Below are 26,236 nucleotides of genomic sequence, written 5' to 3' on the forward strand. Positions count from 1 at the left end.
AGAGAGAAGCAACTATAGAATTGCGCCGCTTCGGCGCCTTTAAGGAATAAGACTGCGTGTCCGAAAAAGCCGATACCAAGCCGAACGCTCTGTGGGAAAACATCAAGGTCATCATCCAGGCATTGCTGCTGGCGATGGTGATCCGCACCGTCTTCTTCCAGCCTTTCACCATCCCGTCCGGCTCGATGATGCCGACGCTCCTGGTCGGTGACTACATCTTCGTCAACAAGTTCGCTTACGGCTATTCGAAATACTCGCTGCCCTTCTCGCCGAACCTGTTCAGCGGCCGTATTTTCGGCAGCGAGCCGGCGCGCGGCGATATCGTCGTCTTCCGCTTCCCGCCGAACCCCGAGATCGATTACATCAAGCGCGTCGTCGGTCTCCCGGGCGACAAGATCCAGGTGACGAACGGCGTTCTCCTGATCAACGGCAAGCCGGTTCCGAAGGTCGCAGACGGCACCTTCAATTCCGACTATGCGCAGGATCCGGGCCAGGACGTTCCGGTTTTCCGCGAAACGCTGGATGACGGCAAGACCTACGACACGCTCGACCAGTCGCCGGTGTCCCGTGGTGACAACACCCAGGAATTCGTCGTTCCCGAAGGCCATTACTTCATGATGGGCGACAACCGCGACAACTCGCTGGACAGCCGCTTCGACGTCGGCTTCGTGCCGGCCGAGAACCTCGTTGGCCGCGCCAGCGTCATCTTCTTCTCGCTCGGCAATGACACCTCGTTCCGCGAAATCTGGAAATGGCCGTCCAACATGCGTTGGGACCGTCTCTTCAAGGTCGTTGAATGAGCAAGGCTCAGACGCTCTCGGCGGCAGACCGGACCAAGCTTGAAGCCTTGATCGGTCACGAGTTCGCCGAGAAGGAGCGCCTGGACCGCGCCTTGACGCATGCCAGCGCCCGAACGCAGAAGGGCGGCAATTACGAGCGTCTCGAATTCCTCGGCGACAGAGTGCTTGGCCTCTGCATCGCCGAGCTGCTTTTCAAGACATTCGGCACTGCCGCGGAAGGAGAGCTCTCTGTCCGGCTGAACCAGCTGGTCAGCGCCGACACTTGCGCGGCTGTCGCCGACGAACTCGATCTGCATCTTTTCATCCGCACTGGCGCCGACGTGAAGAAACTCACCGGCAAGCGGATGATGAACGTGCGTGCCGATGTGGTCGAAAGCCTGATCGCCGCGCTCTATCTCGACGGTGGTCTGGAGACCGCCCGCCGCTTCATCCTGAAGTTCTGGGAGAAGCGGGCAGTGCGTGCCGATGGCGCCCGCCGTGACGCGAAGACCGAATTGCAGGAATGGGCCCACGCGAAATTTGGCGTGACGCCCCTATATCGTGTTGAAGAACGCACCGGGCCGGATCATGATCCACGCTTCACGGTGACGGTGGAAGTGGCCGGTGTCTCCCCGGAAACGGGTATCGACCGCTCCAAGCGCGCAGCCGAACAGGCCGCAGCGACAAGAATGCTCGAACGCGAAGCTATTTGGCAGAAGTCCTCTGCCGGGAATTGACGGAACGATGACCGAAGAAAACGACATGGCGCATGATGGCGCCCAAGAAACGCATGGCCCAACGCATTCCGGCTTCGTCGCCCTGATCGGGCCGACCAATGCCGGCAAGTCGACGCTGGTCAACCGGCTGGTCGGCGCCAAGGTGTCGATCGTCAGCCACAAGGTTCAGACGACGCGCGCCATCGTGCGCGGCATCGCGATCCACAACAACGCCCAGATCGTTTTCATGGATACGCCCGGCATCTTCAAGCCGCGCCGCCGGCTCGACCGCGCCATGGTGACGTCAGCCTGGGGCGGCGCCAAGGATGCGGATGTCATCATGCTGCTGATCGACAGCGAGCGCGGTCTGCGTGGCGATGCCGAAGCCATTCTCGAAGGCCTGAAGGATGTGCCGCAGCGCAAGATCCTGGTTCTGAACAAGATCGACCGCGTCAACCGCGAACTGCTGCTGGCGCTGGCCGCCACCGCCAACCAGACCGTCCAGTTCGACCAGACCTTCATGATCTCGGCCGAAAACGGCTCGGGCTGCGACGATGTCATGGACTATCTCGCCAAGACGCTTCCTGAAGGCCCCTGGTATTATCCGGAAGACCAGATCTCCGATCTGCCGATGCGCCAGCTCGCCGCCGAAATCACCCGCGAAAAGCTCTTCCTGCGCCTGCACCAGGAACTTCCCTATTCGTCTCACGTCGAGACCGAAAAGTGGGAAGAGCGCAAGGATGGCTCGGTACGCATCGAGCAGGTCATCTATGTCGAGCGCGACAGCCAGAAGAAGATCGCGCTTGGCAAGGGCGGCGAAACCATCAAGGCGATCTCGTCTGCATCGCGCCGCGAGCTCTCCGAAATCCTCGAGCAGAACGTCCATCTCTTCCTGTTCGTCAAGGTACGCGAGAATTGGGGCGACGACCCGGAACGCTTCCGCGAGATGGGCCTGGATTTCCCGCACTGACGGGGGTGGGGCGGTGCAGGACATTTAGTCGGGGCGCTGGCGGCCCCCTCATCCGCCCTTCGGGCACCTTCTCCCCGAGGGGAGAAGGGGAGTGGCCGCAACGTCTCCTATCCCTTCTCCCCAGCGGGGAGAAGGTGGCCCGATAGGTTTCAGGCGCAACTTGTTGCGCCGGGGATGAGGGGGCTCCGGGCGCCTCGGTGGCAAAAATTCTCTCACCCACCCCTCACGCCATTGTTTTTCAATAAAAAATCCCGGCCGTTCGCGGAACAAAATCCCTGCCGTCGCATTTCCAGCATCGAACGGCGCTGCGGACCGGCGGCGCCGATTTTTGCGGGCTCGGGCAGGGATGGCAACGGCAAAACCAGCGCATTCGTTCAAGACACCATGCGAGCAATGTCCCTTGCGGCCATTGCCGCATTTCAGGGAATTCAGCGGTGACGAACTGGATTTCGTCAGCCGTTTCAAGAAGGGCGAGCTTGCCGCCGATGCGGGGGCGACGATCCTCGTCGAGGGCGCCAACAGCGCCCATCTCTTCACCGTGCTCTCCGGCTGGGGCTTTCGCTACAAGACACTGGAAGACGGCCGCCGCCAGATCCTGAACTACGTGATGCCCGGAGACCTGATCGGCCTGCAGGGCACGATCATGGACGAGATGCAGCATTCGGTCGAGGCGCTGTCACCCGTCTCGCTCTGCGTCTTCGAGCGCGACAAGCTGATGACCCTCTACAACAAGCATGCGTCGCTCGCCTTCGATATCACCTGGATCGCCGCGCAGGAGGAGCGAATCCTCGACGAGCATCTGCTGAGTATCGGCCGCCGCACCGCGCTGGAGCGCGCCGCCTATCTCGTCGCTTTCCTTTACGAGCGTGGCAAGCGGCTCAACCTGTTCAACGGCAGAAAATTCATCCCGATCACCCAGCAGCACATTGCCGATACGCTCGGCCTGTCGATCGTCCACACCAACAAGACGCTGAAGAAACTGGCCGAGCGCGGACTGATCCGCTGGCAGGAGCGCGGCTGCGAGGTGCTGAACGGCGAGGGCCTCTTGGAGATCGCCGGCTGGGAAGGGCTTGCGGAGGGCCGGCGCCCTTTTATATGAGCGTTTCAACAACTATGTCTTTTTTAAATGCAAATCGGTGATATGGAAAATAAGGTGCGGACATGCCACTTTTCCTCCCGGTTTGCTTTCTATCGAGCAAGTGGGGAAGTTAGGGTGTGGACCGCGAGATTTTGCAATCGCGGCGGCCAAGAGGGGCATCAGAGGTAGAAATGCGGTTTGAGAAGACGGTGCGCGCCGTCAGCGGCGCACAGCGAGGGGCATAAATCATGAACGCAACCCGTGTTCTGGTTCTGGAAGACAGTCTCATCATTGCGATGGAAGCGGAAGATATCCTGCGTGCCGTCGGCCTTGAGACGATCGACATTGCCAACGGCCTGGATCAGGCGATGGAGGCCGTCAGCGCCGAGACCTATGATTTCGCGCTGCTCGACGTCAATCTCGGCGAGTCGATGAGCTTCGGCTTTGCCCGTCATCTCAAGGAGCGCTCGATCCCCTTCGGTTTCGTCAGCGGCTATTCCGACACCACGGATTTTCCCGCCGACCTGCAGCAGGTGCCGCTTCTCGTGAAACCCTTCGACGAAGGCGCCATGCGCGATTTCCTCGCGAAGCTCTTCCCGGGCGAATAACGCCATTCAATGACTTTTGCGGGCGGTTGCTCTAGGATCGATTCCTGAAGTTTTTGGGATTTTGCCGATGCAGTGGCAAGGCAATGCAATCGTTCTGGGCGTGAAGCGCCACGGCGAGACAAGCGTCATCGCCGAAGTGATGACGCGCGACCGCGGCCGCCATCTCGGCCTCGTGCGCTCCGGCCGTTCGCGCAGCATGCAGCCGGTGCTGCAGCCCGGCAACGAGGTCGACGTCATCTGGCGCGCGCGCCTCGACGAGCATCTCGGCGAATTCCGCATCGAGCCGCTGCAGCTGCGCGCGGCGAGATTGATGGAGAGCGCCACCGCCGTCTACGGCGTGCAGGCGATGGGCGCGCTGCTGCGGCTGCTGCCGGAGCGCGACCCGCATCCGCATCTCTACGATGCGCTCGAAGTCATCCTCGACAATCTCCACAATCCGACCGATGCCGGCGAGCTCTTCGTCCGCTTCGAACTCGCGGTGCTGAACGACCTCGGCTACGGCATCGACCTCACCGAATGCGCCGCCACGGGGGTGCGCAACGATCTCGCCTATGTCTCGCCGAAATCCGGCCGTGCCGTCTGCCGCGCGGCGGGTAAGCCCTATGCCGACAAGATGCTGGTCCTGCCGACCTTCCTGTCGGAGGAGGGCAATCACGCCGCCGATTACGACAGCCTGCTCGCCGGTTTCCGCCTCACCAGCTTCTTCCTGCACCGCCATGTCTATGAGCCGCGCGGCATCGATGCCGTCTCGGCCCGCGATGGCTTTATCCAGGCGGCCCTGAAGGCGCTCGACCCTTCCCTCAGGGCGCTGCCACCCGGCGCGGCGCATCCACTCGCGGCAGGCGGCAAGCTCCCGGCCTGAACGGCCGTTTTTCACCCGTGAAAGATATCCTGCAGCCCTGGCGGTTTACCCCGCGCTCGGCGCTGCCTATCTCTGCCTACAACGGCAGATGATCGAGGAGGATGACATGCTGACGAAACCCGATAACGCGACGACGATCACGCTATGGAACGGCCGTGAGATCCCGCGCCTCGGCATGGGATGCTGGGCGATCGGCGGTCCCTTCTATGCCGGCGATGTGCCGCTCGGCTGGGGCGAGGTCGATGACGCCGAATCGCTCCGCGCCATCGCGCGCGCCGTCGATCTCGGCATCCACTTCTTCGATACCGCATCGAATTACGGGGCAGGGCATTCCGAGGAGGTCGTCGGCCGTGCCATCGGCAGTCGCGACGATATCGTCATCGCCACCAAGTTCGGCCATGCGACCGACGAGAGGACCAAGCAGGCGACCGGCGCCTTTGCCGACCCCGCCTTCATCCGCGCGTCTGCCGAGACATCGCTCCGCCGCCTGCGCCGCGAGCGGCTGGATCTCCTGCAGTTCCATCTCAACGACTTCCCGCTGGAAGCATCCGACGAGGTCTTCGAGACGCTGGAGAGATTGAAGGCCGAAGGTAAGATCGACGCTTTCGGCTGGAGCACCGACTACACGGACCGCGCCGCCCGCCATGTCCATCGCAACGGCTTCGTCTCGATCCAGCATACGATGAACGTCTTCGAGCCGGTGCCCGATATGATCGATGTCGTCGAGAAGAACGGCCTGATCTCGATCAACCGTGGCCCGCTCGCCATGGGTCTGCTCAGCGGCAAGTTCACGCCGGGCAAGACGGTTGGCGAGAAGGACGTCCGCGGTGCCAGCCTCGACTGGATGGTCTATTTCAAGGATGGCAAGATCGCGCCGGAATTCGCGGCCCGCCTGCAGGCCGTCCGCAACCTGCTGACCGATGGCGGGCGCACGCTGACGCAGGGCGCGCTCGCCTGGCTCTGGGCGCGCTCGCCGCGCACGCTGCCGATCCCCGGCTTCCGCACGGTGGCGCAGGTCGAGGAAAATGCCGGTGCGCTGGCGAAAGGGCCGCTGCCCGTAGATGTGATGAACGAGATCGACCGGGCGCTTGCTGGCCTTTAGGCGCGGTTGCGCACCTTCAGCGGCCAGCCCTCGGCGCGTTCTTCGATCACCCTGACGGTGTCGCCGACGGCGATCTTGCCGCTGCCGCGCGGCGTCACGTTCCAGCCGAAGAGCGGGCCGGGCACGCGCCGGTCCGCCGACATGCGCAGGCGCCCCATGGCGGGCATCGGGTTCGGCACGTCGCGCGAGCCCGTTTGCTGGTCCTGCGTGGTCATGATGCAACGGGCGCAGGGTTTGACGAGATCGAAGCGGATGCCGTTGATCTCGATCGCCGCCCAGCGATCCTCCGGCCAGGGCTCGTCGATGTCGACGACGATATTCGGACGGAACCGCTCCATGCCGACGGCGCCTTCGCCATGGGCCGCAAGATCGGCATTCAGCGCCTTCAGCGAACCGGTCGTCGTCACCAGGATCTGATAGCCGTCGGCAAAAGTCACGGGCGTTTCGCCGCCCGCCCATTCGGTGCTGGCAACGCGCTTTGCCTCGCCGTCGAAGAACACCAGCTTTACTTCGCGCCCCAGCCATTCGGAGAGGCGGCGGTTGCTGTCGTCATCGGCAACGGCGGCGTTCACCGGCTCTTTCCAGACCGACACATCCATGCGCCGGCCAGGCTGTAGCGGCGGCACGGCGATCTCGCCCTTGCCATCCATCAGCAGGCGGAAAGCGGACGCTTCGGGGCGCACCTCGATGCGGGCCAGATCCTGCAATTCGCGCTGGGTGATGAAATGCCCCTGAGCATCGGTGATCATCGCCCGGCGATCGCCCGGCAGGCCGAAAGCGTCGATATCGGAGAAGGGGATGGCGATGCCGCGTGCGCTCTTGAGCGGATAGATGAAAAGATCGCTGATGCGCATGCCCGTCTCCTAAATCTCGTCCATGAAATCCGCGAGGAAATTGCGAAGCCGCTTGTCGCGCTCGGCGGCAAGCGCCCGGCCAGCTTCCGTCTGGAAGCCGTCAGCCAGTTTGAACAGCTTTGTCTGGAAGTGGTCAATGGCATAGCGCCTGTCGTCGAGTGGGCGCTCCCTGGCATCGGGATCGAAGGGATCGTAAAGTCCTGAGACCATACGCCCGGCAATGTAGAAACAGCGCGCCGCGCCGACGGCGCCGATCGCGTCCAGCCGGTCGGCATCCTGCAGCATCTTCGCCTCGAGCGTCTCGGGCGTCACATTGGCGGAGAAGCTGTGCGCGGTGATCGCATGGGCGACGGCGGCGATATCCTCTGCCGTCCAGCCCATCTTCTGCAGGATCCCCGATGCCTTCTGGGCGGCGAGCGCCGATGCCTTGGAACGCAGCGGCGAGCTCTTCTCGACGGCGACGCAATCGTGCAGCAGCACGGCGGCTGCCAGGATCCGGGCGTCACCGCCTTCGTTCTTCTGGATACGCATGGCGTTCTTGAAGACGCGCAGCACATGCGCCAGATCGTGCGAACCGTCGTCGCCTTCCGTGGCGAATGGAATAAGCTCTGCCGCAAGGCTTTCGAAGGGGGCAAAGGCTTCGGCCTGATGCATTCTCGTCACCGCATTTGTTGGTATGGACGCCCGAGATAAGGCCTCGCGCCGCCAGTTGCAATGAGGCTTTTGGCGAAGGCGGGAAGCCGTGGAAAACGGCGCCCGGGCCACAGGTGAAAACTCTTTGTCAACCTTCCTTAATGCGAAGTTAACAGCTTATTGACCCGACTCACTAAGCACGGTATTCACCGAGTCAGTTTTGATCGTCCAACATTTTGTATTGCGTACAGCCATCACCGGACAGAGACGGTGAACGGAGGTTTGCATGAGCAATGTTTCATCAGTTTCAGACACGGCCTATGCCTATTTGGCAACGCTTTCCCGGCTCGACACCAATGGCGACGGCGTATTGAGCCGTGGCGAGCGTGCTGCCGATGAAAAGCCTGGAATTCTCGCTCAGCTGAGCGAAGACGAACCGCAGTCCGAGCCGCGCTCGACGGCGACCGACAATGTTCTCGCCCTGATGATGGGCCTTCGCGGTGGCGTAAGCGACATGGCGATGAGCGCATCCAATGACGACGGCCTTCCGGATGTTTACCGCAACACCTACGGCCAGTACGATCTCGATATCGCCTCCTGAGGCGCCGGGAATGGCGATTGTACGAAGCCGGTCCTCGTGGCCGGCTTTTGTTTTGCAGGAACCCCTTCCGGCTTGAGACGTTGGACAACGAACAGCCAAGCGGAAGGAAACCCTCATGAAAAAGACAATCGCGCTCGCGGCGTTCGCCTTCACTGCAGCGGCCTTTGCCGTCAACGCGCAGGACAAGCAGACGGCGACCGCCAATTTCGTCGATGCCAAGGGCAAGGAAACCGGCCGCGCGACGCTGACGGCAGCCGCCAATGGCGGCGTCTTCATCGAGGCCGAGATTGCGGGTCTCCCGGCCAACAAATGGGTCGCCTTCCACGTTCACGAGACCGGCAAATGCGATCCGGCAACGCATCACGAATCGGCCGGCAAGCACTTCAACCCGACCAAGGCCGAGCACGGCTTCCTGGCTGCCAAGGGTCCCCACGCCGGCGACCTGCCAAACCAGTATGTCGGCCAGGACGGCATTCTCCGCGCCCAGGTTTTCGACAGCATGGTGACGCTTGACGGCAAGGAAGACGGCATCCGCGGCCGGGCGCTGATGATCCACGCCAATTCCGACGACTACCGCAGCCAGCCGGCGGGTGATGCGGGCGAGCGCCTGGCTTGTGGAGTGATCGAGTAGGGTCTGGGCTGTGGGGTGATTGATTTGCCCTGCTGCGCGCGCGGCCCCTCATCCGCCCTTTGGGCACCTTCTCCCCGTGGGGGAGAAGGGACGTTCCCGCAAACTCGACATTCCCTCTTCCCTTGGGGTCCGAAGGACGGGCCGAGACCGTCGGCTCGGCCCCGGTGGGTAGGGTGAGGGGGCTCCAGGTGTTGTGCGGGCAGTCCCTTCGGCAAAGCTCAGCTGTAATAATACCGCTCGGCATACCATTCCGTGGATGCCATCGGCTTCTCCTGCGCCACCCAGCGCGCGATGTCGCTTTCCTCCAGCAGGTCTGCGGTCATCTGGTCTTCCAGTCCGACGAAGATCAGATTGGTGTTTTCGCGAAGCCGGGGATCGCGGGTGAAGCCCATCTTGCTGTCGCTTGCGGTGTGCAGCAGGTTCATGCGCACGTAGAAGAACTCGGGGTGATAATCCATCTCGCTCGCCTCGTTGAAGGCATGCGCCACCTCGATCACCGATTTCTGCGGGCCGCTATAGGCGGTGATCGCTTCGTTCAGCCCGAAGGTCGCGCCATAAAGGCCGACGGAGCGGGCGGGGATGATGCTGACCTCGCCGTTCGTCAGATCGATCTGCTGGCCGGAAAAGCCGATGCTGGCGCCATCCAACGCCCCGCGGAAGAAATAGGAGAACCGGCCGCGGGTGAGATAGATCGCCTGCCAGCGAAACCGGACATACTCTTCCGATTGCGCGGTAAGACCTTTCAGCGTCGTCAGGCATTGGAGGAATGTGTCCCGGTAGTTCGGCAACGGCATGGTCAATCTCCTTGAGAGATTAACCGGCAGGGAGTCAAAACGTTCCGCCCTGCGTCACTGACGCGTCGTCTGATCCTTGGAGGAGGCGCGGCGGCGGGCCGGTTTCTGCGCTTCGTCCGGCTCGGGTTCCGGCACCGCATTGCCATTGGCGGCGGAGACCGGGATCAGGTGGCCGCCTTCGTCGAAGCTCAGCTTGACACGTTTGACCATGTCGCGGCTCAGCGCCCACCAATCACCGGTCTTCGCCCAGTAACGCAGCGTCAGCCCGAGCGTCGCGCCGCCGAGCGTATCGATGAACACGGCCGGTGCCGGCGATTTCAGCACGCGCGAATCCTGTTTGCTGATCGACAGCAGCCGGTCCATCGCCGCGTCGATATCGTCGGCATAGGCGACCGTCACCTTCAGCTCGTTCTGCCGGGTCGGTTCGCGGCTGTAATTGGTGATCGGCGTGTTCCAGAGGATGGAGTTCGGCGCCAGCCGGTAGAGACCGTCGCCGGTCTTGAACTCGGTGGCGAAGAGCCCGATCTCGCGCACCGTGCCCGAAATACTGCTGGTCTCGATATATTCGCCGACCCGGAAAGGCCGCAGGATCAACAGCATGATACCGGCCGCGATGTTCTGCAGCGTGCCCTGCAACGCCAGGCCGATCGCCAGGCCGGCAGCGCCGAGAGCGGCGATGATCGAGGCCGTCTGCACCCCGAACTGGCCGAGCACGGTGATGAAGACGAGGATGAGGAGAGCGTAGCGCAGGACGTTGGTGAAGAAGCGCGCCAACGTTTCGTCGATGCCGCGCACCCGCGAAATCCCTTCATAGGCCCAGCGGCTGACGAAGCTCGCCATCGCCCATCCGACGATGAGGAGAATGATCGCGCCAAGGATCGAGAAGGAATACTGGACGGCAAGCGCGCTTGCCTGGCTGAGTGCTGTCCGGGTTGCTACGATGACGTCTGTTGCCTGTTCCATGCCTGCTGCCACACCTCGAATTTCCATTGCACTTGGCTAGATGGGGCAGGGTGTGGGAGCGTCAACCGGCTTTTTCGGGCGCGATCGTAAACATGAAAGGCGCATTGCCGTCGGCTTCCGCGCCTCGCCCGATGGCGCGCACGGCATCGACAAGCCTGCCCTTGCGATCGAGCAGCGCATCGCCGATCTCGATGATCCGGGTGTTCGGCGTGGCATAGGGGGAGGCTGCGCGCAGCCGCTCCGCAAGCGTCTTCTCATCCTGATCGGGCACCAGCGAAAGGGCTGCGACAAGGGCCGCCGCCGGTGATCGAGACACGCCCATCCAGCAATGAACGAGCAGCGGCGCGCTCTGGTCCCAGGCGGCGGCAAAGCCGATGATCTCGCGCACATGCGCTTCGCCGGGCGCTACCAGATTGCCGGTACCCTTGAAGGCGATGTCGTTCATATGCAGCAGCAGATGGCGGCTGGCGGAAATCACCCCCGGGCGGTGGAACGCCTGTTCCTTGGCCATCAGGCTCACCATCTCGCGGGCGCCGTGGCGCACGGCCATCTCGGCGATGCGGGCAAGCGGCGAGACAACGATCCGCGTCACGGCTTGGCGCTCCTGAGTGCCTCGATCGCCGCAAAGCGATCGCAGAACAGCTGCTGCGCCTCGGTGGCCGGCAGCGGCTCGATCAGCAGCATTTCCTTGGTGATGCCGCGCGGCTGGCCGAAGAACTTCTGCGCCTCGACGGAGGTAAAGCCGGCAAGGTAGGTTGCCTCGAAATAGGCGGCAATGGTGTCGGCCTTCTTGATCTTGTCCTTGAGCTCGCGCGAGGCATGCGGCGGCAGACCGAAGCGGAGATGCACCGCCGCCTCCAGCCGCTTCTCGACGGTCTTGTAGCCGCCGCCGACGACGGATTTGAACGGCGAGATCATGTCGCCGATCACATATTCCGGGGCGTCATGCAGCAGCGCCATCAGGCAGTCGCTGGCGCTCGCCTCGTTGAGGCGGCGGAAGATGTCCTCGACGACGAGGCTGTGCTGCGCAACCGAGAAGGCGTGATTTCCCGAGGTTTGGCCGTTCCAGCGCGCCACGCGGGCAAGACCGTGGGCGATATCGCTGAGCTCGACATCGAGCGGCGAGGGATCGAGAAGATCGAGCCGCCTGCCGGAGAGCATGCGCTGCCAGGCGCGGGGCGGCTTCGTCACGCGCTGGCCTCGTCGGATGTGGACGGGAAGGCAAGGCCGCTCCAGCCGGGCAGGGCGAGCGTGACAGGCACGTCACCGGCGAGCAGCGGCGTTTCCGCAGCCATCGCTTCGCCGGCGCGGTCGATGCGCACGATTGCCAGCCCGCTCTTGCCGCTGACCGTGCCGAGCGTGCCGACCGGCTTGCCGCCTGCGGTGATCTCCGTGCCCGATGCCGGCAGGTGTGTGCCAGCAGAAACCGTCACCACCCGCCGCCGCGCCGTACCGCGATGCTGCATGCGGGATACGACCTCCTGGCCGACATAGCAGCCCTTCTTGAAGGAGAGCCCGCCGTTCAGATCCATCAACACGTCATGCGGGAATGCGTCCTGCAGCGCGAAATCGGCGCCCGAGGTGACGACACCATGCGCCGCGCGCAGGCCGTCATAGAGCGCCACACCGTCAGTGCCGTGCTTTCCGGCCTGGCGGTGAAGTCTCACTCCGGCTTTGGCAAAGCGGCTATCGGCAGCGCCATCGGCGGCATCATTGTCCCAGGAAACGGTCACACCCTCGGCGTCCACCGGCGCCAGCGTCACGGCGGCGCGCAGCTTGTACATGGTCAGCCGCTTTGTCAGCGCTTCGAACTGCTCGCGCTCGGTCTCGATGACGAAATCCGTGCCATCACGCCAGATCATGAAATCGAAGAGAATCTTGCCCTGCGGCGTCAGTAGCGCGCCCGGGCGTGCCTCATCCGGCGCCATCGAGACGATATCGGTGGTGATGAGGTTCTGCAGGAAGGACTCGGCGTCCGCGCCACCGATCCTGAGAAGGGCGCGGTGCGGAAGAAAGACGGAGGGCATGGCGAAACCTGTCGCGTTCGTGATCGCTCAGAGTTAAGTCTTCCGCGCCGCCGCTGCAAGCGGCGGGCAGGGGCGATCAATCGCCGGCGGTGAAGAACTTCCACTTGCCGTCGGGCGCAATGCCGAGGCGGTAGAAATTGTAGCCGCCGAATTCCTGCATGTCGGAAAGATCGCCTGCGGTGACGATGCGCAGCAGCTCGACGCGCTCCGGCGGCGTCAGCGCCTTCAGGTCCTTCTCGGCAAAATAGGGCCAGACGTAGGCCTCATCGGCAGTCCCCGCGCCGACATGCACGAAACCGGTGGAGATGACGTCGAGGATGATCGCCAGGATCTCGTCGCCGTCAGGGTCGCCGGAAAGGTCCTTCAGCGTGCCGATCGGATCGTCGGTCGGCTGGCCGACGCTGACCTGCGTCTGCTGTGCGCCGGTGCCCATCAGCGGGCGGAGACGCTCGAGATCGCCGGAAGCCGCTGCTTCGACGATCTGTTCGCGCATCTTGCGCACGGGTTCGGGAACCTTGGTGATGTCGTAGATCACGTCGACGGGCTTGCCGCTGTCGGATGCGCCGGGCGTCTTGTCGGTGCTCTGCGCCGCATGATCCTTGTTCACCAGCGGATCGGGCATCGGCACGCCGGGCGTCGCGGCCGGCGGTGTCTGCGTCTGCTGGGTGTTCTTCTGGTCGGTCGCCTGCGGATCAGGCTGTCCGGGTGCCTTGTGCAGCTCTGAAAGCGCAAAGGCTGCGGGTGCCGCGAAAATGCCGGCGCCAGCGCATAGAGCAACGAGAAGCGGCGCGATCAGCCGCCGCGGGGCCTTGTCCTTACCGGTGTGCATCCGACTCTCTAATTTTTACTGCAGTCTGCGGTTCGGAGAAAACTCGCCAGCAAGCATACGTTCACGCAGCGAATCGAGCAGGGCTTCCGCGCTGTTTTCGCCATGCAGGCGGATCGTTTCGCGAAGGGCGTGAATGATGGCGGTGTCGGCGATGATCTCAGGCTCGATGCCGTCGGCCATGCCGTCAGCCCAAGCTTCGTTGTGGTACTCCAAAGCCGCCTGCATCTTTTCATGGACGATCATGTCGTCGATGTCGTTGAGGCTCGGTTCCATTTTCTTTTCCTCGAACTGCATGCCTTACTGCCTGGTTAACAACTCTATCAGCCTTTTCCCAAAACGACACGCGCGGGAGTGAAAACAGGTTAATTAAACGTCAATTTCCAAACCGCGAAGTAATTTCTGTGGCAAGTGTTGCACCTTCGTTACGGTAGCGCTCTTCTGCCACGATCGCCGATGCGGTGCAATCGGTATAGACGGATGCGAAGGCACGGTATCCACGGTTGAAAGCAGCGGTCAGCTTCTCTTTGCGCTGAGGCTCGTCTTTCGCTTCGGAATCAAGCAGTTGCTGCATGCTGTTGCGCCACTCGTCGCCGCCTGGCGCCTTGCAGAGAGTACGCAGGTAATGCACCGAACCGATCACTTCCGCAAAGCGCAAAAGCTTGTCGTCGTAGGGTACGGCCGCCGGTGGAGGCGGGGGTGCCTCGGGTGCCGCAGGCGCCGCCGCATTCTTGCCCTGTGCCCAGACGGGCGCGCTCATCGCTGCACCGGCGCACAAGAACAGGGACAAAACAACGCGTCGTACGGGAATCATGTGACCAGTTGATACGCAAGCCGTGTCGGGAACAAGGCGCGTGGCGGAGTTTCCACGCCGTTATTGTCGAAGCGCCAGCCGCTCGGCGCATTCGAGAACGGATTGCGGCACCGGCATCCGGCGGATCTCGTCTACGCTGTACCAGCCGAGATCGGCGGCATCATCGGCGGCTTCCGCAACAGCGTCGGCGTCGGCCTCGACGGTGAAGACCGACAGGAAGAAATGGCTGGTGACGCTACCGTCAGCGGCATAGGTCTTCAGATCGTAGACCGAAAAGAGTTGAGGGTTGCGAGCCACAATACCGGTCTCTTCCTGGAATTCCCGCAGCGCCGTCTCATCGGGCGTCTCGCCCTCTTCGGCGCGGCCGCCCGGAAAGGCATACATGTCGGCGGATGGCGGATTGCGGCGCAGCACCAGCAGATATTTGCCGTCGCGTTCGAGGATGGCGGAGGATGCTGCCTTGGCCGTCGAAGTCATTTCTGCCGTTTCCGTGGCTCTGCCGGTTGCGAATTGCGGGGCGATCGCCGAGCGTATCGATGAACCTGACTAACGCAGCATCGATTCGAAGAGAAGCCCGCTGACCTATCTGATCTATGCCTTTGCCGCGCTCTTCGAGATCGCCGGCTGCTTCGCCTTCTGGGCCTGGCTCAGGATGGGCAAGTCCGTCTGGTGGCTGGCGCCGGGCATGGTGTCGCTGGCGCTCTTCGCCTGGCTGCTGACCTTCGTGCCGAGCGAGGCTGCGGGGCGCACATTCGCCGCTTACGGCGGCATCTATATCGTCGCCTCGCTCCTCTGGCTGTGGGTCGTCGAAAACCGCATTCCCGACCGCTGGGACATCGGCGGCGCCGCGATCTGTCTTGCCGGAACAGCGATCATCCTCTTTGCGCCACGCAGTTGAGCCCACCCTTGACCGTTGCCCGGCAGGGTGCAAAGACAGGGGCATGTGCGGACGCTACGCCCTGACGATATCTCCGGAAGAGCTGCAGGATCTGCTCGGGCTTTTTGAGCTCGAGGACTTTCCGGCGCGTTACAATATTGCGCCGACGCAGCCGATCCTCGTCGTCGTCTCCGGAGAAACGCCGGAGAAGGGCAGCAACCTTCCGGATCGCCGCGCCGTCCTGGTGCGCTGGGGCTTCACGCCCTCCTGGGTCAAGGATCCCAAGGAATTTCCGCTGCTGATCAATGCGCGGGCCGAAACGGCGATCGGCAAGGCGTCCTTCCGCGCCGCCATGCGCCACCGCCGCGTCCTGATCCCGGCAAGCGGCTTCTACGAATGGCACCGCCCGTCGAAGGAAAGCGGCCAGAAATCGCAGGCCTACTGGATCAAGCCGAAGCATGGCGGCATCGTTGCCTTTGCCGGGCTGATGGAGACATGGTCGTCGGCCGATGGCTCGGAAGTCGATACCGGCGCGATCCTGACGACGGCGGCCAATGCTGCGATCGCCCCGATCCACGACCGCATGCCCGTCGTCATCAAGCCCGAGGACTATACCCGCTGGCTCGACTGCAAGACGCAGGAGCCGCGCGAGGTTGCCGACCTGATGAAGCCGGTCGAGGAAGATTTCTTCGAAGCCATCCCCGTTTCCGACAAGGTCAACAAGGTGGCGAATATGGGCGAGGACCTGCAGACGCCCGTCGTTCTCGAAAAGCCCCCGAAGGCACCTGCCAAGAAGCCCGGCGACGGGCAGCTCAGCTTCTTCTGATTTCCAATCTTCTCATTCCCGGACCATCTTCATGATCTCGATTTCGGCTGCCCTTTCGGGCTTCTTCCTTGGCGCATCCCTGATTATCGCCATCGGCGCTCAGAATGCCTTCATTCTCCGCCAAGGCCTGCTGCGCTCGCATGTCTTCATTCTCTGCCTGATCTGCGCGCTGTCGGATGCGCTGCTGATCGCCGCCGGTGTCGGCGGTCTCGGCACGCTGGTATCGCAGTCGCCGGTGCTGATCTCGGTGGTAACGCTCGGCGGCGCCGTCTTCCTCGGCTCCTATGCCTTCATGGCCTTTCGCCGCGCGCTGCATCCAGGCGCCATGCAGGCCGGGGCGCCGCAGGCGTTGGGATTGAAGGCGGCGGTCGCCACATGCCTCGCCTTCACCTTCCTCAATCCGCATGTCTATCTGGATACGGTGGTGCTGCTCGGCAGCCTGTCGGCCGCTTATCAGGGCGCAGATCGCCTCGCTTACGGCATCGGTGCTGCCGTTGCGTCATTCGTCTGGTTTTTCGGGCTGGGATATGGAGCGCGGCTGCTTCAGCCGGTCTTCGCGAAACCCGCCGCCTGGCGGGTTCTCGACGTCATCATCGGTGTCGTCATGAGCCTGCTGGCGATCAGCCTGCTCATCCGCTTTTTCGCGGCCGCTTAGGCGGGCTTCTTGATGAGGGCAGGCTTCTTCAGCATCAGCGCTGCTGCCAGCACGGCCTTCAGGCCGAGCGGGCGGTAGTGGCTGCTGAGGTCATGCTTGGCCGGCTGTTCCGTGGAGCCAGTCTTCTTCGAGGTCACGATACTCTCCTTACGTGTTCCCTGGACATGTTCTGATTTGCTCTTTTGTCGGCAATAGCGACAAAATAGAGGCATCGATTATCAGGAAGTGTGTAAGGCGAAAACTTTGCGCGAGGCTTGATGCGAAAAGCACGCATGAGTAGCGTGCTAATCAAATCAGATATGGCGGCCCATATCGTCTTCGCCGACGCCCGGTTCTTCTATCGTCAGCGTGCCGTATTTCTTCTTCCAGCGCCGAGCGCCGAAGGGCAGCGAGATCAGATAGATGACCACGGTGAAGACCATGATCTCCCAGGTGTAGCTCATCAGCAGCGCGACATAGAGAACGACACCGAGCATCAGCGGCAGCACCAGATCGCGGCGCAGCTTGCTGCCCTCCTGCTTGCCGGACCAGACCGGCAGGCGGCTGATCAGCAGGAAGGCGATGAGAACCGTATAGGCCGACGAGAGGAGCGCGAAGAGGCGGTCCGTCTCCAGGCCGAGGAAACCGAGATAGACGGGCGCCAGCACCAGCATGGCGCCGGCGGGCGCGGGCACGCCGACGAAATATTCCGACTGCCAGGGCGCCCGGTTCTCGCGCTCCGACATGACGTTAAAGCGGGCAAGGCGCAGGCCGGCGGCGATCGCATAGATCAGCGCCGCGATCCAGCCGATCGAGCGGGCCTGGTCGAGCGCATAGACATAGCCGACGAGGGCAGGGGCCACGCCGAAATTGACGATATCGGCGAGCGAATCCATCTGCGCGCCGAATTTCGACGTCGCCTTCATCAGCCGCGCGATGCGGCCGTCGATGCCGTCGAGGAAGGCGGCGAGCAGCACCATCATCACGGCAAGCTCGTAGCGGCCCTCGAAGGCGAGGCGGATGCCGGTCAGGCCAGCGCAGATGGCTAGAATGGTGATGAGATTGGGAACGACCAGCCGGAGCGGGATTTCACGCAGTCGCGGACCACGCGCCGAATCGTTCGGTCCGTTGGGCTCGAAAGGTGGGAAAGGCGTCTCCATCTGTCGCTCCTGATCGTCTTAGCTGCGGCGGCTGATGACCGGACCCTTGGCGGAGGCGAATTCGGCAAGCACCGTCTCGCCGGCAATCGCCGTCTGGCCGAGCGCGACGCGGGGCGCAGCACCGGCAGGCAGGAAGACATCGAGGCGCGAACCGAAGCGGATCAGGCCGAAGCGTTCACCGGCATCGAGAGGCTCGTTGGTATTGGCCCAGCAGAGAATGCGCCGCGCAACCAGACCGGCGATCTGCACGACGCCGATATTGCCATGCGCAGTTTCGATGACGAGGCCGTTGCGCTCGTTGTCTTCGCTGGCCTTGTCGAGCTCGGCATTCACGAAGCTGCCGGAGCGATAGTTGATGCTGACGATGCGGCCGCGCACCGGCGAGCGGTTCACATGGCAGTTGAAGACGTTCATGAACACGGAGATGCGCAGCATCGGCTCGCTGCCGAGATTGAGCTCGGCCGGCGGCGTCACCATCTGGATCGACGAGACCTTGCCGTCTGCAGGCGAGATGACGAGATCGTCGTCCTGCGGCGTCATGCGCTCCGGATCACGGAAGAAATAGGCGCACCACAACGTCAGGATCAGACCGACCCAGAACAGCGGCTTGAACAGCCAGCCAAGCAGCAGCGACGCGACGAAGAAGGCGGCGACGAAAGGATAGCCTTCCTTATGGACCGGAACGATGGTGTTTCGAACGGTATCAAGCAGGCTCATATGCGCCGGTCTCCTCGGTTTTTTCGTTACCGCTGGTTATAGAAAAACTCCGGCCGGGGCAATGCCGTGGCCGCTGCCGCGGCCTTTGTGTCAAGGTTCTAAACAGCAAAACGGCAAATCAGCCGTTTTGTTCAGATGGTCAGGTGGCGGGGGCAAGGCGCGTGACAACGCCCATTTCGTCGCTCTCGCGCACCTGCTTCAGGTGTTCTTCGGCCGCGGTTGCCTCGCGCTGGCGGTTCCACATCGAGGCGTAGAGGCCGTTCTTGGCAAGCAGTTCGCCATGCGTGCCGCGCTCGGCGATCTCGCCGCTCTTCAGCACGATGATCTCGTCGGCGCCGATGACGGTCGACAGCCGGTGGGCGATGACCAGCGTGGTGCGGTTCTTCGACACGGCATCGAGCGCGGCCTGGATTTCGCCTTCGGTCGTGGTGTCGAGCGCCGATGTCGCCTCGTCGAGGATCAGGATCGGCGGCGCCTTCAGGATCGTGCGGGCGATCGCCACGCGCTGCTTCTCGCCGCCCGAAAGCTTCAACCCGCGTTCGCCGACCTTGGTCTCGAAGCCTTCCGGCAGCAGCTCGATGAAATGGGCGATCTGGGCGATCTCGGCGGCCGTCTTCACGTCTGCCTCGCTGGCCGACGGGCGGCCGTAGCGGATGTTGTAGGCGACAGTATCGTTGAAGAGCACGGTATCCTGCGGAACCATGCCGATCGCCGTTCGCAGGCTCTTCTGCGTCAGTCCGCGGATATCCTGGCCGTCGACGGTGATCGCCCCGCTCTGAATATCGTAGAAGCGGTAGAGCAGGCGCGACAGCGTCGACTTGCCCGCACCTGAGGGGCCGACGACGGCGACCGTCTTGCCGGCGGGCACGTCGAAGGAAATGCCCTTCAGGATCGGGCGGGCCGGATCGTAGGAGAAATGCACGTCCCTGAAGCTGATGGCGCCCTGGCCGATCGCCAGCGGCTTGGCGTCGGGCGCATCGGTGACTTCGGCCTTCACTTCCAGAAGATCGAACATCTGCTCGATATCGGTCAGGCCCTGGCGGATTTCGCGATAGACGAAGCCGATGAAGTTCAGCGGCACGGCAAGCTGCAGGAGCATGGAATTGACGAAGACGAAGTCGCCGACCGTCTGCTCGCCGCGCTGGACGGCAAGGCCGGAGAGAACCAGCATGATCGTCGTGCCGATGCCGAAGATGACGCCCTGGCCGAAGTTCAGCCATCCCAGCGAGGTCCAGACGTCGGTCGCCGCCTTCTCGTATTTCTCCATCGACTTGTCGAAGCGCTTGGCCTCCATCTCCTCGTTGCCGAAATATTTCACGGTCTCGAAGTTGAGGAGGGAATCGATGGCCTTGGTATTGGCGTCGGTATCGCTGTCGTTCATCGAGCGGCGGATGGCGATGCGCCAGTCGCTGGCGCGGATCGTGAACCAGATATAGGCCCAGACGGTGAAGGCGGTGACGGCGAGATAGGAGAAGCCGTAGCCCCACCAGAAGATGAAGGCCGTCAGCAGGAATTCGATGACCGTCGGCACCGAGTTCAGGATCGTGAAGCGGACGATCGTTTCGATGCCCTTGGTGCCGCGCTCGATGATGCGCGACAGGCCGCCGGTCTTGCGCTCCAGATGGAAGCGCAGCGACAGCTCGTGCATGTGCACGAAGGTCTTGTAGGCGAGCTTGCGCACCGCATACTGCCCGACGCTGGCAAACAGCGCGTCGCGCAGCTGGTTGAGCGCCAGCTGGATCAGGCGCGTCAGGTTATAGGCGATGATCAGCGCGATGGCGCCGGTCAGCAGCGGCGGAAGGCTGGTGTGGAGATCGGTCTTGCCGTTCAGCGCATCGGTCGACCACTTGAAGAAGTAGGGGACGAGCAGCAGCACGAATTTCGAGACCAGCAGATAGACCGAGGCCCAGACGACGCGCATCTTCAGGTCGGGCCGTTCGTTTGGCCACATATAGGGCCAGAGATTGAACAGCGTGCGCATCAGGTTGGAATCAGAGACCGTCTTGTTTGCCATGTCTATCTCCAAGCCCGGGGGCAGGGCTTTGATCGTTTTCGATAGCGGCAAATTGCAAAAGGCGGATCGGCTCTTTCGGAGCCTCCGCCAGACAGTCTCGCCGTTTCCCGGCACATAGGATTTGCAGCGCCCGAATGCAACGGCAAACCGCCAAAGCAAAAGGCCGGGCGAGAGGTTCGCCCGGCCTTTTCGTCATAATGACACAAAGCCTAGAGGTGTTCGCCGGCCTTCAGCTTGCGATGCAGCTCTTCCGAGTTCGGCAGCGCGTCCTTCGGAACGCCGAAGATCTGGCCCGGCAGGATGCGGTCCGGGTTTTTGATCTCGTCCTCGTTGGCCATGTAGATCGTCGTGTAACGGACACCGGCGCCATAGACGCGGCGCGAGATCTGCCAGAGCGTATCGCCACGGCGGATGATCACGGTGTTGTTGCTCGTCGTCAGCGGCGCCTGCTCGATCGTCTTCGGCTCGCTGCTGTTGCCCGATGCGACTTCGTTGGTCGCCGGTGCGGGTGCAGCCGGAGTGGCCGGTGCCTCGGGTGCAGCCGGAACGGTCGTCAGCTCGTCGATGATCGAGGCGAGCTTGTCGATCGCCGCACCAACGGACTTGGCATCACGCGGCAGCGCCTGCAGCGTCGTCAGCGCGCTTGCTGCCGACTGCGAGGACTTGGCAGCGGTTTCCTTGAACTCGGCGCGGGCATCCACCGACGGGCGGAATTCCGAGATCGAGCGCAGCGCAAACTCGGTCGCCGAACGGGCGGCGGCGAGCTGTTCGTTGCCGGGAAGCTGGCCGTTGACGAACAGGCCCTTCAGCAGCGCGAAAGCCTTGCCGGCATCCGTCTTCAGCTTGGCGAGTTCGCCTTCTTCAAGCGGAACCATCGAGGGCGTTGCCGCTGCCGGTGCAGCACTCGGCGCAGAGGTCTGTGCAGCGACGGTGACCTGATCGCCTTCCGGACGGTTGAAGTTGACGGCGGCGCGCACGAGAACCTTGCCGGCGCCATCGACGACATCGACGCGGATCTTGTGGTCGCCGACGGCCAGATCCATGGCGCCGTCGATGACGAAATGGCCGTCGCCACCGGCGCGTGCCTTGCCGATCAGCTTGTCGTCGGCATAGGCGAGCACGTTGGCATTGGCCTTGGCGGTACCGGCAACGAAGATCTTGTTGCCTTCGATTTCGACGGCATTGACCATGACTTCAGCCGGAGCGGCGGGAACGGCCGGTGCGGTATTGGCGATATCGGTGGAAGCTGCGGGCAGGGCGGGCGTCGCACCGTTCGCGGCAGGCGTAGCCGCAGCGGTCTGCTGCTCGGCCTTCGGAGCGGTGATGATGCGGCTTGCTTCACCCGGCTTGGAAACCATGGCGAGGAGCTCGGCACCGCTGCCGTCCTTCGGCACGGAAACGGTCGCGACTTCTTCCGACGTCTGAACCTTGCCGTCCTTGCCGGTAACCTTCAGCACCAGCTGGTGATCGCCGGGGCCGAGCGGATTGTCGAGCACGGCTGCAAAGTCGCCGGAGGGGCCGACATCGGTCGTGGTGACGACCTTGTCGCCATCGACGACTTCGAGCTTGCCGTTCGGCTCGGCCGAGCCGGCAATGACGGTGGAGCCATCGGGCTCGACGCGCAGAACGTCGAAGGCCGGGAGCTTCGGACCGGCATTCGCCTGGTCGGCGGCGGGCGTCGTTGCGGCCGGTGCGTTGGCATCGGCTGCTGCCGGCGCTTGGGCCGTCGTGTCAGCCTGCGGCTGGGGAGCCGTGCCGGGCTGAGCTGCCGGTGCGCCGGTCAGTTCGGATTCTGCCTTGAGGAGCGCGGCCAGTGCATCGGCGGCATTTTCAGGAAGCGCCTGGATGGTGGCGAGCGCCTTCGAAGCGCCGTCCTTGGCCTTGGTGATGATCGCAGCGGTCGCCGGGTCGATGCCGTCAGGCACTGCAAAATCGGCAATCGCCTGCAGCGCGCCGGTCGCCTTCGTCTTGGCAGCCGAAAGGGCATCTGCAGCCGGGGTCTTGCCGTCGGCGAAGAGCGCCTTAAGTTCGGTGAGAGACTGTCCGGCGTCAGCCGTCAGGCGGCCGACCTTCTCTGTGGTGGCGGCAGCATCGGCAACGGCGTTGCGAGCGGTCTTGCCTGCTTCTTCGACGGTATTTTTGACTTCGTTGCTTGCCTGGTTGATCGCATCGCCGACCTTGGACGCGTCTCCGCCGATCCGGGGCATGACCACGAAGACCATAAGAAGGATTGCAATTGCAAGCACTGCGAGGGCCAGCAAGCCGGCGCGGTTTCTCATCATTCATTCTCCCCAGGCGGCAAATGTGCCGTAGTATCAGAAATTGCTAGCGATTCCCGTCGCTCTTCACAAGCATCCAAGGCGATCACCTACGCTTAAGACGTAGGTTTTGCCTCATTTTTCTTGACTGCCCAGCCCCGGAATAGTTGTTTGGCCCCATGACTGATCAATCGCACTCGATAAAATCCATCTGCGTCTACTGCGGCTCCAGGCCGGGACGCGACGCTGCATACATGACTGCCGGCCGCACGCTCGGCAAGGAAATTGCCGAATACGGGTTAAGGCTCATCTACGGTGGTGGCACGAAAGGCATCATGGGGGCGGTTGCCAGCGGTGTGCTTTCGGCGGGCGGCCAGGTCACCGGCATCATCCCGGAATTCCTGATCGACATGGAAGCGACGCGCCATTCGCTCGGCCAGCTCAACGAACTGATTGTAACGCCTGACATGCATACGCGCAAACACATGATGTTCGAGCGTTCGGACGCTTTCGTGGCGCTGCCGGGTGGCATCGGCACGCTGGAAGAGATCGTCGAGATCATGACCTGGGCACAGCTCGCCCGTCACGAAAAGCCGATGGTCTTCGCCAATATCAACGGCTTCTGGGATCCGATGATGGAGCTGATGAAGCACATGACGGAAGAAGGCTTCATCCACACCGCCCATCGCGTCCAGCCGCTCGTCATCGACGACGTCTCCGGCATCATTCCGGCGATCATGGCGCAGGCAGCCGAAATTGCCGCCGATCGCGGCGGCGAGGACGAAGTTCTCTCCAAGATGTAAGACGTGAGGCGGGCGCTTTAGCGCCCGCGCGTCGCCTTCAGCATCGACAGCGTATAGAGCACCAGACCTGCCCAGATGAGCGGGAAGGCGATCATGCGCGCCGTGCCGAGCGGCTCGTGGAAGGCGAAGATGGCGATCAGGAAGATCATCGTCGGCGCGATATACTGCATGATGCCGATGGTGGAGAGCTTCAGGAGCTTGGCGCCATTGGCATAGATCATCAGCGGCAGGGCGGTGACGAGGCCGCAGCCGAGCAGGAGGGCGGTATCGCTCCAGCCGGTCTCGATGAAATGGCCTTGGCCGGTCACCAGTTCCAGGTAGAGAATGTAGAGGATCGCGGGAATGCTGAGGATCAGCACCTCGAGCAGGAAGCCCTGGTTCGGCCCGAGCGGCAGCGTCTTGCGGAAGAAGGCGTAGAAGGCCCAGCTGAAGGCCAGCGTCAGCGCGATCCACGGCATGCCGCCGCCATCGACGATCAGCACGATGACCGCAATTGCCGCCAGCCCGATCGCCGCCATCTGCATCGGCCGCAGCTTTTCCTTGAGCAGTACCGAGCCCATGAAGATGCTGATCAGCGGATTGATGAAATAGCCGATCGCCGCATCGAGCGAATGCCCGGCACCGATCGCCCAGACATAGGTGCCCCAGTTGACGGTGATCAGCGCCGCCGTCAGCGTCGCCATGGCGATCATCCGCGGCGAACGCAGCGCATCGCGGATTTCCTGCGTGCGGCCGAGCACCAGAAGCACGAGCCCCGCGATCGGAACAGACCAGAGAACACGATGCGCGATAACCTCTGCCGGCGAGATATGCGCCAGCGCCTTCATGTAGATCGGCAGAAAGCCCCACAAGAGATAGGCGGTCAGCGCGAAGGCAAATCCTCGCGGACTATCCTCGTTCTTGATAACAGGCGCGGTCGCATCGACGGACATGGGGGCGTTTCCATATTTTATGTTTATGGAACCCGCTCTAACCTAACGCATATGAATAGGCCAATTCATTTCCGTGAATGGATGTGAAGGACTTTTGATTTGCCAGATGTGGAATTCCACATCCGCTCACTCCGCCGCGATCTTGCCCGCCAGCTGCCGGTTCTTCATCAGCTTGTAGATGACCGAATCCATCAGCGCCTGGAACGAGGCGTCGATGATGTTTTCGGAAACCCCGACCGTCCACCAGCGCACGCCGCTGGAATCGATGGATTCGATCAGGACGCGGGTGATGGCCTCGGTGCCGCCGTTGAGGATACGCACCTTGAAGTCGGCGAGCACGAGGTCGTCGATCTCGTGCTGGTACTTGCCGAAATCCTTGCGCAGCGCGAGGTCGAGCGCGTTGACCGGCCCTTCTGCTTCGGCGACCGACATCAGCGTCTGGCCGTCGATGGTGATCTTCACCACCGCTTCCGAGACGATCTTGACGCGACCGAGGCTGTCGAAGCGGCGCTCGATCATCACCCGGAAACCGTCGATGCCGAAGAATTCCGGGATGGTGCCGAGCGTGCGGCGGGCAAGCAGTTCGAAGCTGGCATCGGCGCCCTCATAGGCATAGCCGGACGCCTCGCGCCCCTTGACGATGGAGATCAGGAGATCGAGCTTCGGGTCGTCCTTGCCGACCTCGATGCCGCGGCGCTTCAAGGCATTGATGAAATTCGCCTTGCCGCCCTGGTCAGAGACCATGATCTTGCGGAAATTGCCGACGCTCTCCGGCTGTACATGCTCATAGGTGCGCGGGTCCTTGAGCAGCGCCGAGGCATGGATGCCGGCTTTCGTCGCAAAGGCAGAGGCGCCGACATAGGGCATCTGGTGATCGGGCGAGCGGTTGAGCAGCTCGTCGAAGGCATGCGACAGGCGCGTCAGATTGACGAGCCGCTCCTCGTCGATCGCCGTCTCGAAGCGGGTCGAATAGGCATCCTTCAGCGCCAGCGTCGGGATCAGCGTCACCAGATTGGCATTGCCGCAGCGCTCGCCGATGCCGTTCAACGTACCCTGGATCTGCCGCACGCCGGCCTCGACGGCGGCGAGCGAATTGGCGACCGCCTGGCCGGTGTCGTTATGGGCATGGATGCCGAGACAGTCTCCGGGAACGCCGGCCGAAATCAGCGCCTCGACGATCGCCCGGATTTCGGGCGGCTGCGTGCCGCCATTGGTGTCGCAGAGCACCACCCAGCGCGCGCCGGCATCATAGGCGGCCTTGGCGCAGGCGGTGGCATATTCCGGATTGGCCTTGTAGCCATCGAAGAAATGCTCGCAATCGACCATCGCCTCCTTGCCGGCAGCAACCGCGGCCTTGACGCTTTCGGAGATGGATTCGAGATTTTCCTCGTTGGTGCAGCCGAGCGCCACCTTCACATGGTAGTCCCAGCTCTTGGCGACGAAACAGATCGCGTCGCTCTTGGCCTGCAGCAGCGTGGCGAGGCCCGGATCGTTGGAGGTCGAGATCCCCGGCCGCTTGGTCATGCCGAAGGCAACGAAACGGGCGGCCTTCGTGCGCTTCTCGCTGAAGAAGGCGGTATCGGTCGGGTTGGCGCCGGGATAGCCGCCCTCGACATAATCGAGACCGAAATCATCCAGCATCGCTGCAATCGCAATCTTGTCCTCGACCGAAAAATCGATCCCGGGCGTCTGCTGCCCGTCCCGGAGCGTCGTGTCGAAGAGGTAGATGCGTTCTCTCATTGTCGTTCCTCCCGGCT

Annotated in this window: 30 protein-coding genes and 1 pseudogene; 13 read left to right on the plus strand and 18 right to left on the minus strand. The window is 62.7% G+C overall.

Annotation, left to right across the window (positions count from 1 at the left end; all coding sequences use genetic code 11):
- Window positions 1–56 precede the first annotated feature (56 nt).
- From lepB to ACQZ5H_RS02250, 7 genes are all read left to right on the plus strand, one after another.
- Window positions 57–800 (plus strand): signal peptidase I, encoded by a 744-nt coding sequence (gene lepB, locus ACQZ5H_RS02220; RefSeq protein WP_112719580.1) that lies wholly within the window; start codon window positions 57–59, stop codon window positions 798–800.
- Window positions 797–1,516: a ribonuclease III gene (gene rnc, locus ACQZ5H_RS02225; protein ID WP_203429198.1), complete on the plus strand. Its 720-nt coding sequence runs from the start codon at window positions 797–799 to the stop codon at window positions 1,514–1,516. Before lepB ends, rnc begins: the two co-directional genes overlap by 4 nt.
- A 7-nt stretch (window positions 1,517–1,523) precedes the next feature.
- Complete coding sequence (era, locus tag ACQZ5H_RS02230; RefSeq protein ID WP_112719578.1) at window positions 1,524–2,465, plus strand: GTPase Era; 942 nt, start codon at window positions 1,524–1,526, stop codon at window positions 2,463–2,465.
- Between the two features lie 346 nt (window positions 2,466–2,811).
- Window positions 2,812–3,564: a Crp/Fnr family transcriptional regulator gene (locus ACQZ5H_RS02235; protein ID WP_112719577.1), complete on the plus strand. Its 753-nt coding sequence runs from the start codon at window positions 2,812–2,814 to the stop codon at window positions 3,562–3,564.
- Window positions 3,565–3,791: 227 nt separating this feature from the next.
- Window positions 3,792–4,151 carry a response regulator gene (locus ACQZ5H_RS02240; RefSeq protein WP_449096619.1) on the plus strand — a complete coding sequence of 120 codons (360 nt, stop codon included), beginning with the start codon at window positions 3,792–3,794 and terminating at the stop codon, window positions 4,149–4,151.
- A gap of 67 nt (window positions 4,152–4,218) precedes the next feature.
- On the plus strand, window positions 4,219–5,013 hold the full coding sequence (gene recO, locus ACQZ5H_RS02245) for a DNA repair protein RecO (protein ID WP_112719575.1): 795 nt from the start codon (window positions 4,219–4,221) through the stop codon (window positions 5,011–5,013).
- A gap of 106 nt (window positions 5,014–5,119) precedes the next feature.
- On the plus strand, window positions 5,120–6,115 hold the full coding sequence (locus ACQZ5H_RS02250) for an aldo/keto reductase (protein ID WP_449096620.1): 996 nt from the start codon (window positions 5,120–5,122) through the stop codon (window positions 6,113–6,115).
- Here the strand turns inward: ACQZ5H_RS02250 and ACQZ5H_RS02255 are convergent.
- Both ACQZ5H_RS02255 and ACQZ5H_RS02260 read right to left on the minus strand, forming a co-directional pair.
- Window positions 6,112–6,969 carry an MOSC domain-containing protein gene (locus tag ACQZ5H_RS02255; protein WP_449096621.1) on the minus strand — a complete coding sequence of 286 codons (858 nt, stop codon included), beginning with the start codon at window positions 6,967–6,969 and terminating at the stop codon, window positions 6,112–6,114. The genes ACQZ5H_RS02250 and ACQZ5H_RS02255 overlap by 4 nt on opposite strands.
- A gap of 9 nt (window positions 6,970–6,978) precedes the next feature.
- Entirely contained in the window at window positions 6,979–7,623 is a 645-nt protein-coding gene (locus ACQZ5H_RS02260) for an HD domain-containing protein (protein ID WP_449096622.1), read from the minus strand.
- Window positions 7,624–7,888: 265 nt separating this feature from the next.
- Between ACQZ5H_RS02260 and ACQZ5H_RS02265 the strand changes: the two genes are divergently transcribed.
- Entirely contained in the window at window positions 7,889–8,203 is a 315-nt protein-coding gene (locus ACQZ5H_RS02265) for a hypothetical protein (RefSeq protein ID WP_112719572.1), read from the plus strand.
- A gap of 115 nt (window positions 8,204–8,318) precedes the next feature.
- On the plus strand, window positions 8,319–8,834 hold the full coding sequence (locus ACQZ5H_RS02270; protein WP_199628868.1) for a superoxide dismutase family protein: 516 nt from the start codon (window positions 8,319–8,321) through the stop codon (window positions 8,832–8,834).
- 218 nt (window positions 8,835–9,052) lie between these two features.
- Here ACQZ5H_RS02270 and ACQZ5H_RS02275 read toward each other — a convergent pair whose 3' ends face one another.
- The 9 genes from ACQZ5H_RS02275 to ACQZ5H_RS02315 all read right to left on the minus strand — a co-directional run bounded on the left by ACQZ5H_RS02275 (window position 9,053) and on the right by ACQZ5H_RS02315 (window position 14,735).
- On the minus strand, window positions 9,053–9,628 hold the full coding sequence (locus ACQZ5H_RS02275) for a hypothetical protein (protein ID WP_449096623.1): 576 nt from the start codon (window positions 9,626–9,628) through the stop codon (window positions 9,053–9,055).
- Between the two features lie 54 nt (window positions 9,629–9,682).
- Window positions 9,683–10,591 carry a mechanosensitive ion channel family protein gene (locus tag ACQZ5H_RS02280; protein ID WP_449096624.1) on the minus strand — a complete coding sequence of 303 codons (909 nt, stop codon included), beginning with the start codon at window positions 10,589–10,591 and terminating at the stop codon, window positions 9,683–9,685.
- Window positions 10,592–10,652: 61 nt separating this feature from the next.
- Window positions 10,653–11,183 (minus strand): tyrosine phosphatase family protein, encoded by a 531-nt coding sequence (locus ACQZ5H_RS02285; RefSeq protein ID WP_449096625.1) that lies wholly within the window; start codon window positions 11,181–11,183, stop codon window positions 10,653–10,655.
- Window positions 11,180–11,752 (minus strand): YfbR-like 5'-deoxynucleotidase, encoded by a 573-nt coding sequence (locus ACQZ5H_RS02290; RefSeq protein ID WP_449097012.1) that lies wholly within the window; start codon window positions 11,750–11,752, stop codon window positions 11,180–11,182. Before ACQZ5H_RS02290 ends, ACQZ5H_RS02285 begins: the two co-directional genes overlap by 4 nt.
- A gap of 26 nt (window positions 11,753–11,778) precedes the next feature.
- Window positions 11,779–12,618, minus strand: coding sequence for a CAF17-like 4Fe-4S cluster assembly/insertion protein YgfZ (ygfZ, locus tag ACQZ5H_RS02295; RefSeq protein WP_449096626.1), 840 nt, complete (start codon window positions 12,616–12,618; stop codon window positions 11,779–11,781).
- A gap of 76 nt (window positions 12,619–12,694) precedes the next feature.
- On the minus strand, window positions 12,695–13,447 hold the full coding sequence (locus ACQZ5H_RS02300; protein WP_112719567.1) for a hypothetical protein: 753 nt from the start codon (window positions 13,445–13,447) through the stop codon (window positions 12,695–12,697).
- Between the two features lie 15 nt (window positions 13,448–13,462).
- Window positions 13,463–13,720: a hypothetical protein gene (locus tag ACQZ5H_RS02305; protein WP_112719678.1), complete on the minus strand. Its 258-nt coding sequence runs from the start codon at window positions 13,718–13,720 to the stop codon at window positions 13,463–13,465.
- Window positions 13,721–13,820: 100 nt separating this feature from the next.
- The gene (locus ACQZ5H_RS02310) at window positions 13,821–14,258 is read right to left on the minus strand and encodes a TIGR02301 family protein (RefSeq protein WP_130282856.1); all 438 of its coding nucleotides are present in this window, start codon (window positions 14,256–14,258) and stop codon (window positions 13,821–13,823) included.
- Between the two features lie 60 nt (window positions 14,259–14,318).
- A complete protein-coding gene (locus ACQZ5H_RS02315) occupies window positions 14,319–14,735 on the minus strand; it encodes an NUDIX hydrolase (RefSeq protein WP_449096627.1) in 417 nt (138 codons plus the stop codon).
- A gap of 100 nt (window positions 14,736–14,835) precedes the next feature.
- Here ACQZ5H_RS02315 and ACQZ5H_RS02320 point away from each other — a divergent pair, with 100 nt between their 5' ends.
- Genes ACQZ5H_RS02320 through ACQZ5H_RS02330 form a run of 3 tightly spaced genes read left to right on the plus strand, consistent with a single transcriptional unit; the run spans window position 14,836 to window position 16,616 of the window.
- The gene (locus tag ACQZ5H_RS02320; protein WP_449097013.1) at window positions 14,836–15,156 is read left to right on the plus strand and encodes a YnfA family protein; all 321 of its coding nucleotides are present in this window, start codon (window positions 14,836–14,838) and stop codon (window positions 15,154–15,156) included.
- A gap of 43 nt (window positions 15,157–15,199) precedes the next feature.
- Window positions 15,200–15,961 (plus strand): SOS response-associated peptidase, encoded by a 762-nt coding sequence (locus ACQZ5H_RS02325; RefSeq protein ID WP_449096628.1) that lies wholly within the window; start codon window positions 15,200–15,202, stop codon window positions 15,959–15,961.
- A gap of 31 nt (window positions 15,962–15,992) precedes the next feature.
- Window positions 15,993–16,616 (plus strand): LysE/ArgO family amino acid transporter, encoded by a 624-nt coding sequence (locus ACQZ5H_RS02330; RefSeq protein WP_130282850.1) that lies wholly within the window; start codon window positions 15,993–15,995, stop codon window positions 16,614–16,616.
- On the opposite strand, the gene ACQZ5H_RS02335 is transcribed toward ACQZ5H_RS02330, so the two are convergent.
- The 5 genes and pseudogenes from ACQZ5H_RS02335 to ACQZ5H_RS02355 form a co-directional block, all read right to left on the minus strand.
- Window positions 16,613–16,753, minus strand: a complete 141-nt coding sequence (locus ACQZ5H_RS02335; protein ID WP_449096629.1) for a hypothetical protein — start codon at window positions 16,751–16,753, stop codon at window positions 16,613–16,615. The two genes, ACQZ5H_RS02330 and ACQZ5H_RS02335, sit on opposite strands and share 4 nt — an antisense overlap.
- Before the next feature lie 156 nt (window positions 16,754–16,909).
- Window positions 16,910–17,755 (minus strand): CDP-diacylglycerol--serine O-phosphatidyltransferase, encoded by an 846-nt coding sequence (gene pssA / locus ACQZ5H_RS02340; protein ID WP_112719561.1) that lies wholly within the window; start codon window positions 17,753–17,755, stop codon window positions 16,910–16,912.
- An 18-nt stretch (window positions 17,756–17,773) separates the two neighbouring features.
- Window positions 17,774–18,475 (minus strand): annotated as a pseudogene (locus ACQZ5H_RS02345) (phosphatidylserine decarboxylase); the annotation flags it as partial.
- 136 nt (window positions 18,476–18,611) lie between these two features.
- A complete protein-coding gene (locus ACQZ5H_RS02350) occupies window positions 18,612–20,486 on the minus strand; it encodes an ABCB family ABC transporter ATP-binding protein/permease (RefSeq protein ID WP_449096630.1) in 1,875 nt (624 codons plus the stop codon).
- Between the two features lie 209 nt (window positions 20,487–20,695).
- Window positions 20,696–22,768, minus strand: coding sequence for a LysM peptidoglycan-binding domain-containing protein (locus tag ACQZ5H_RS02355; protein WP_449096631.1), 2,073 nt, complete (start codon window positions 22,766–22,768; stop codon window positions 20,696–20,698).
- Between the two features lie 155 nt (window positions 22,769–22,923).
- Between ACQZ5H_RS02355 and ACQZ5H_RS02360 the strand changes: the two genes are divergently transcribed.
- Window positions 22,924–23,547, plus strand: a complete 624-nt coding sequence (locus tag ACQZ5H_RS02360; RefSeq protein WP_449096632.1) for an LOG family protein — start codon at window positions 22,924–22,926, stop codon at window positions 23,545–23,547.
- Between the two features lie 17 nt (window positions 23,548–23,564).
- Here the strand turns inward: ACQZ5H_RS02360 and rarD are convergent, their stop codons facing one another.
- Window positions 23,565–24,479 carry an EamA family transporter RarD gene (gene rarD / locus ACQZ5H_RS02365; RefSeq protein WP_449096633.1) on the minus strand — a complete coding sequence of 305 codons (915 nt, stop codon included), beginning with the start codon at window positions 24,477–24,479 and terminating at the stop codon, window positions 23,565–23,567.
- Between the two features lie 126 nt (window positions 24,480–24,605).
- The gene (gene cimA / locus ACQZ5H_RS02370) at window positions 24,606–26,219 is read right to left on the minus strand and encodes a citramalate synthase (RefSeq protein WP_449096634.1); all 1,614 of its coding nucleotides are present in this window, start codon (window positions 26,217–26,219) and stop codon (window positions 24,606–24,608) included.
- Window positions 26,220–26,236: the final 17 nt, after the last annotated feature.

Source organism: Rhizobium sp. 21-4511-3d (assembly GCF_053522545.1).

Bases quoted from the DNA above. Each gene is read 5' to 3' on its own strand.
- rnc (WP_203429198.1), top strand. From the start codon at position 797: ATGAGCAAGGCTCAGACGCTCTCGGCGGCAGACCGGACCAAGCTTGAA.
- era (WP_112719578.1), top strand. From the start codon at position 1,524: ATGACCGAAGAAAACGACATGGCGCATGATGGCGCCCAAGAAACGCAT.
- ACQZ5H_RS02235 (WP_112719577.1), top strand. From the start codon at position 2,812: ATGGCAACGGCAAAACCAGCGCATTCGTTCAAGACACCATGCGAGCAA.
- ACQZ5H_RS02240 (WP_449096619.1), top strand. From the start codon at position 3,792: ATGAACGCAACCCGTGTTCTGGTTCTGGAAGACAGTCTCATCATTGCG.
- recO (WP_112719575.1), top strand. From the start codon at position 4,219: ATGCAGTGGCAAGGCAATGCAATCGTTCTGGGCGTGAAGCGCCACGGC.
- ACQZ5H_RS02250 (WP_449096620.1), top strand. From the start codon at position 5,120: ATGCTGACGAAACCCGATAACGCGACGACGATCACGCTATGGAACGGC.
- ACQZ5H_RS02255 (WP_449096621.1), bottom strand. From the start codon at position 6,969: ATGCGCATCAGCGATCTTTTCATCTATCCGCTCAAGAGCGCACGCGGC.
- ACQZ5H_RS02260 (WP_449096622.1), bottom strand. From the start codon at position 7,623: ATGCATCAGGCCGAAGCCTTTGCCCCCTTCGAAAGCCTTGCGGCAGAG.
- ACQZ5H_RS02265 (WP_112719572.1), top strand. From the start codon at position 7,889: ATGAGCAATGTTTCATCAGTTTCAGACACGGCCTATGCCTATTTGGCA.
- ACQZ5H_RS02270 (WP_199628868.1), top strand. From the start codon at position 8,319: ATGAAAAAGACAATCGCGCTCGCGGCGTTCGCCTTCACTGCAGCGGCC.
- ACQZ5H_RS02275 (WP_449096623.1), bottom strand. From the start codon at position 9,628: ATGCCGTTGCCGAACTACCGGGACACATTCCTCCAATGCCTGACGACG.
- ACQZ5H_RS02280 (WP_449096624.1), bottom strand. From the start codon at position 10,591: ATGGAACAGGCAACAGACGTCATCGTAGCAACCCGGACAGCACTCAGC.
- ACQZ5H_RS02290 (WP_449097012.1), bottom strand. From the start codon at position 11,752: ATGCTCTCCGGCAGGCGGCTCGATCTTCTCGATCCCTCGCCGCTCGAT.
- ygfZ (WP_449096626.1), bottom strand. From the start codon at position 12,618: ATGCCCTCCGTCTTTCTTCCGCACCGCGCCCTTCTCAGGATCGGTGGC.
- ACQZ5H_RS02300 (WP_112719567.1), bottom strand. From the start codon at position 13,447: ATGCACACCGGTAAGGACAAGGCCCCGCGGCGGCTGATCGCGCCGCTT.
- ACQZ5H_RS02305 (WP_112719678.1), bottom strand. From the start codon at position 13,720: ATGGAACCGAGCCTCAACGACATCGACGACATGATCGTCCATGAAAAG.
- ACQZ5H_RS02310 (WP_130282856.1), bottom strand. From the start codon at position 14,258: ATGATTCCCGTACGACGCGTTGTTTTGTCCCTGTTCTTGTGCGCCGGT.
- ACQZ5H_RS02315 (WP_449096627.1), bottom strand. From the start codon at position 14,735: ATGACTTCGACGGCCAAGGCAGCATCCTCCGCCATCCTCGAACGCGAC.
- ACQZ5H_RS02325 (WP_449096628.1), top strand. From the start codon at position 15,200: ATGTGCGGACGCTACGCCCTGACGATATCTCCGGAAGAGCTGCAGGAT.
- ACQZ5H_RS02330 (WP_130282850.1), top strand. From the start codon at position 15,993: ATGATCTCGATTTCGGCTGCCCTTTCGGGCTTCTTCCTTGGCGCATCC.
- pssA (WP_112719561.1), bottom strand. From the start codon at position 17,755: ATGGAGACGCCTTTCCCACCTTTCGAGCCCAACGGACCGAACGATTCG.
- ACQZ5H_RS02350 (WP_449096630.1), bottom strand. From the start codon at position 20,486: ATGGCAAACAAGACGGTCTCTGATTCCAACCTGATGCGCACGCTGTTC.
- ACQZ5H_RS02355 (WP_449096631.1), bottom strand. From the start codon at position 22,768: ATGATGAGAAACCGCGCCGGCTTGCTGGCCCTCGCAGTGCTTGCAATT.
- ACQZ5H_RS02360 (WP_449096632.1), top strand. From the start codon at position 22,924: ATGACTGATCAATCGCACTCGATAAAATCCATCTGCGTCTACTGCGGC.
- rarD (WP_449096633.1), bottom strand. From the start codon at position 24,479: ATGTCCGTCGATGCGACCGCGCCTGTTATCAAGAACGAGGATAGTCCG.
- cimA (WP_449096634.1), bottom strand. From the start codon at position 26,219: ATGAGAGAACGCATCTACCTCTTCGACACGACGCTCCGGGACGGGCAG.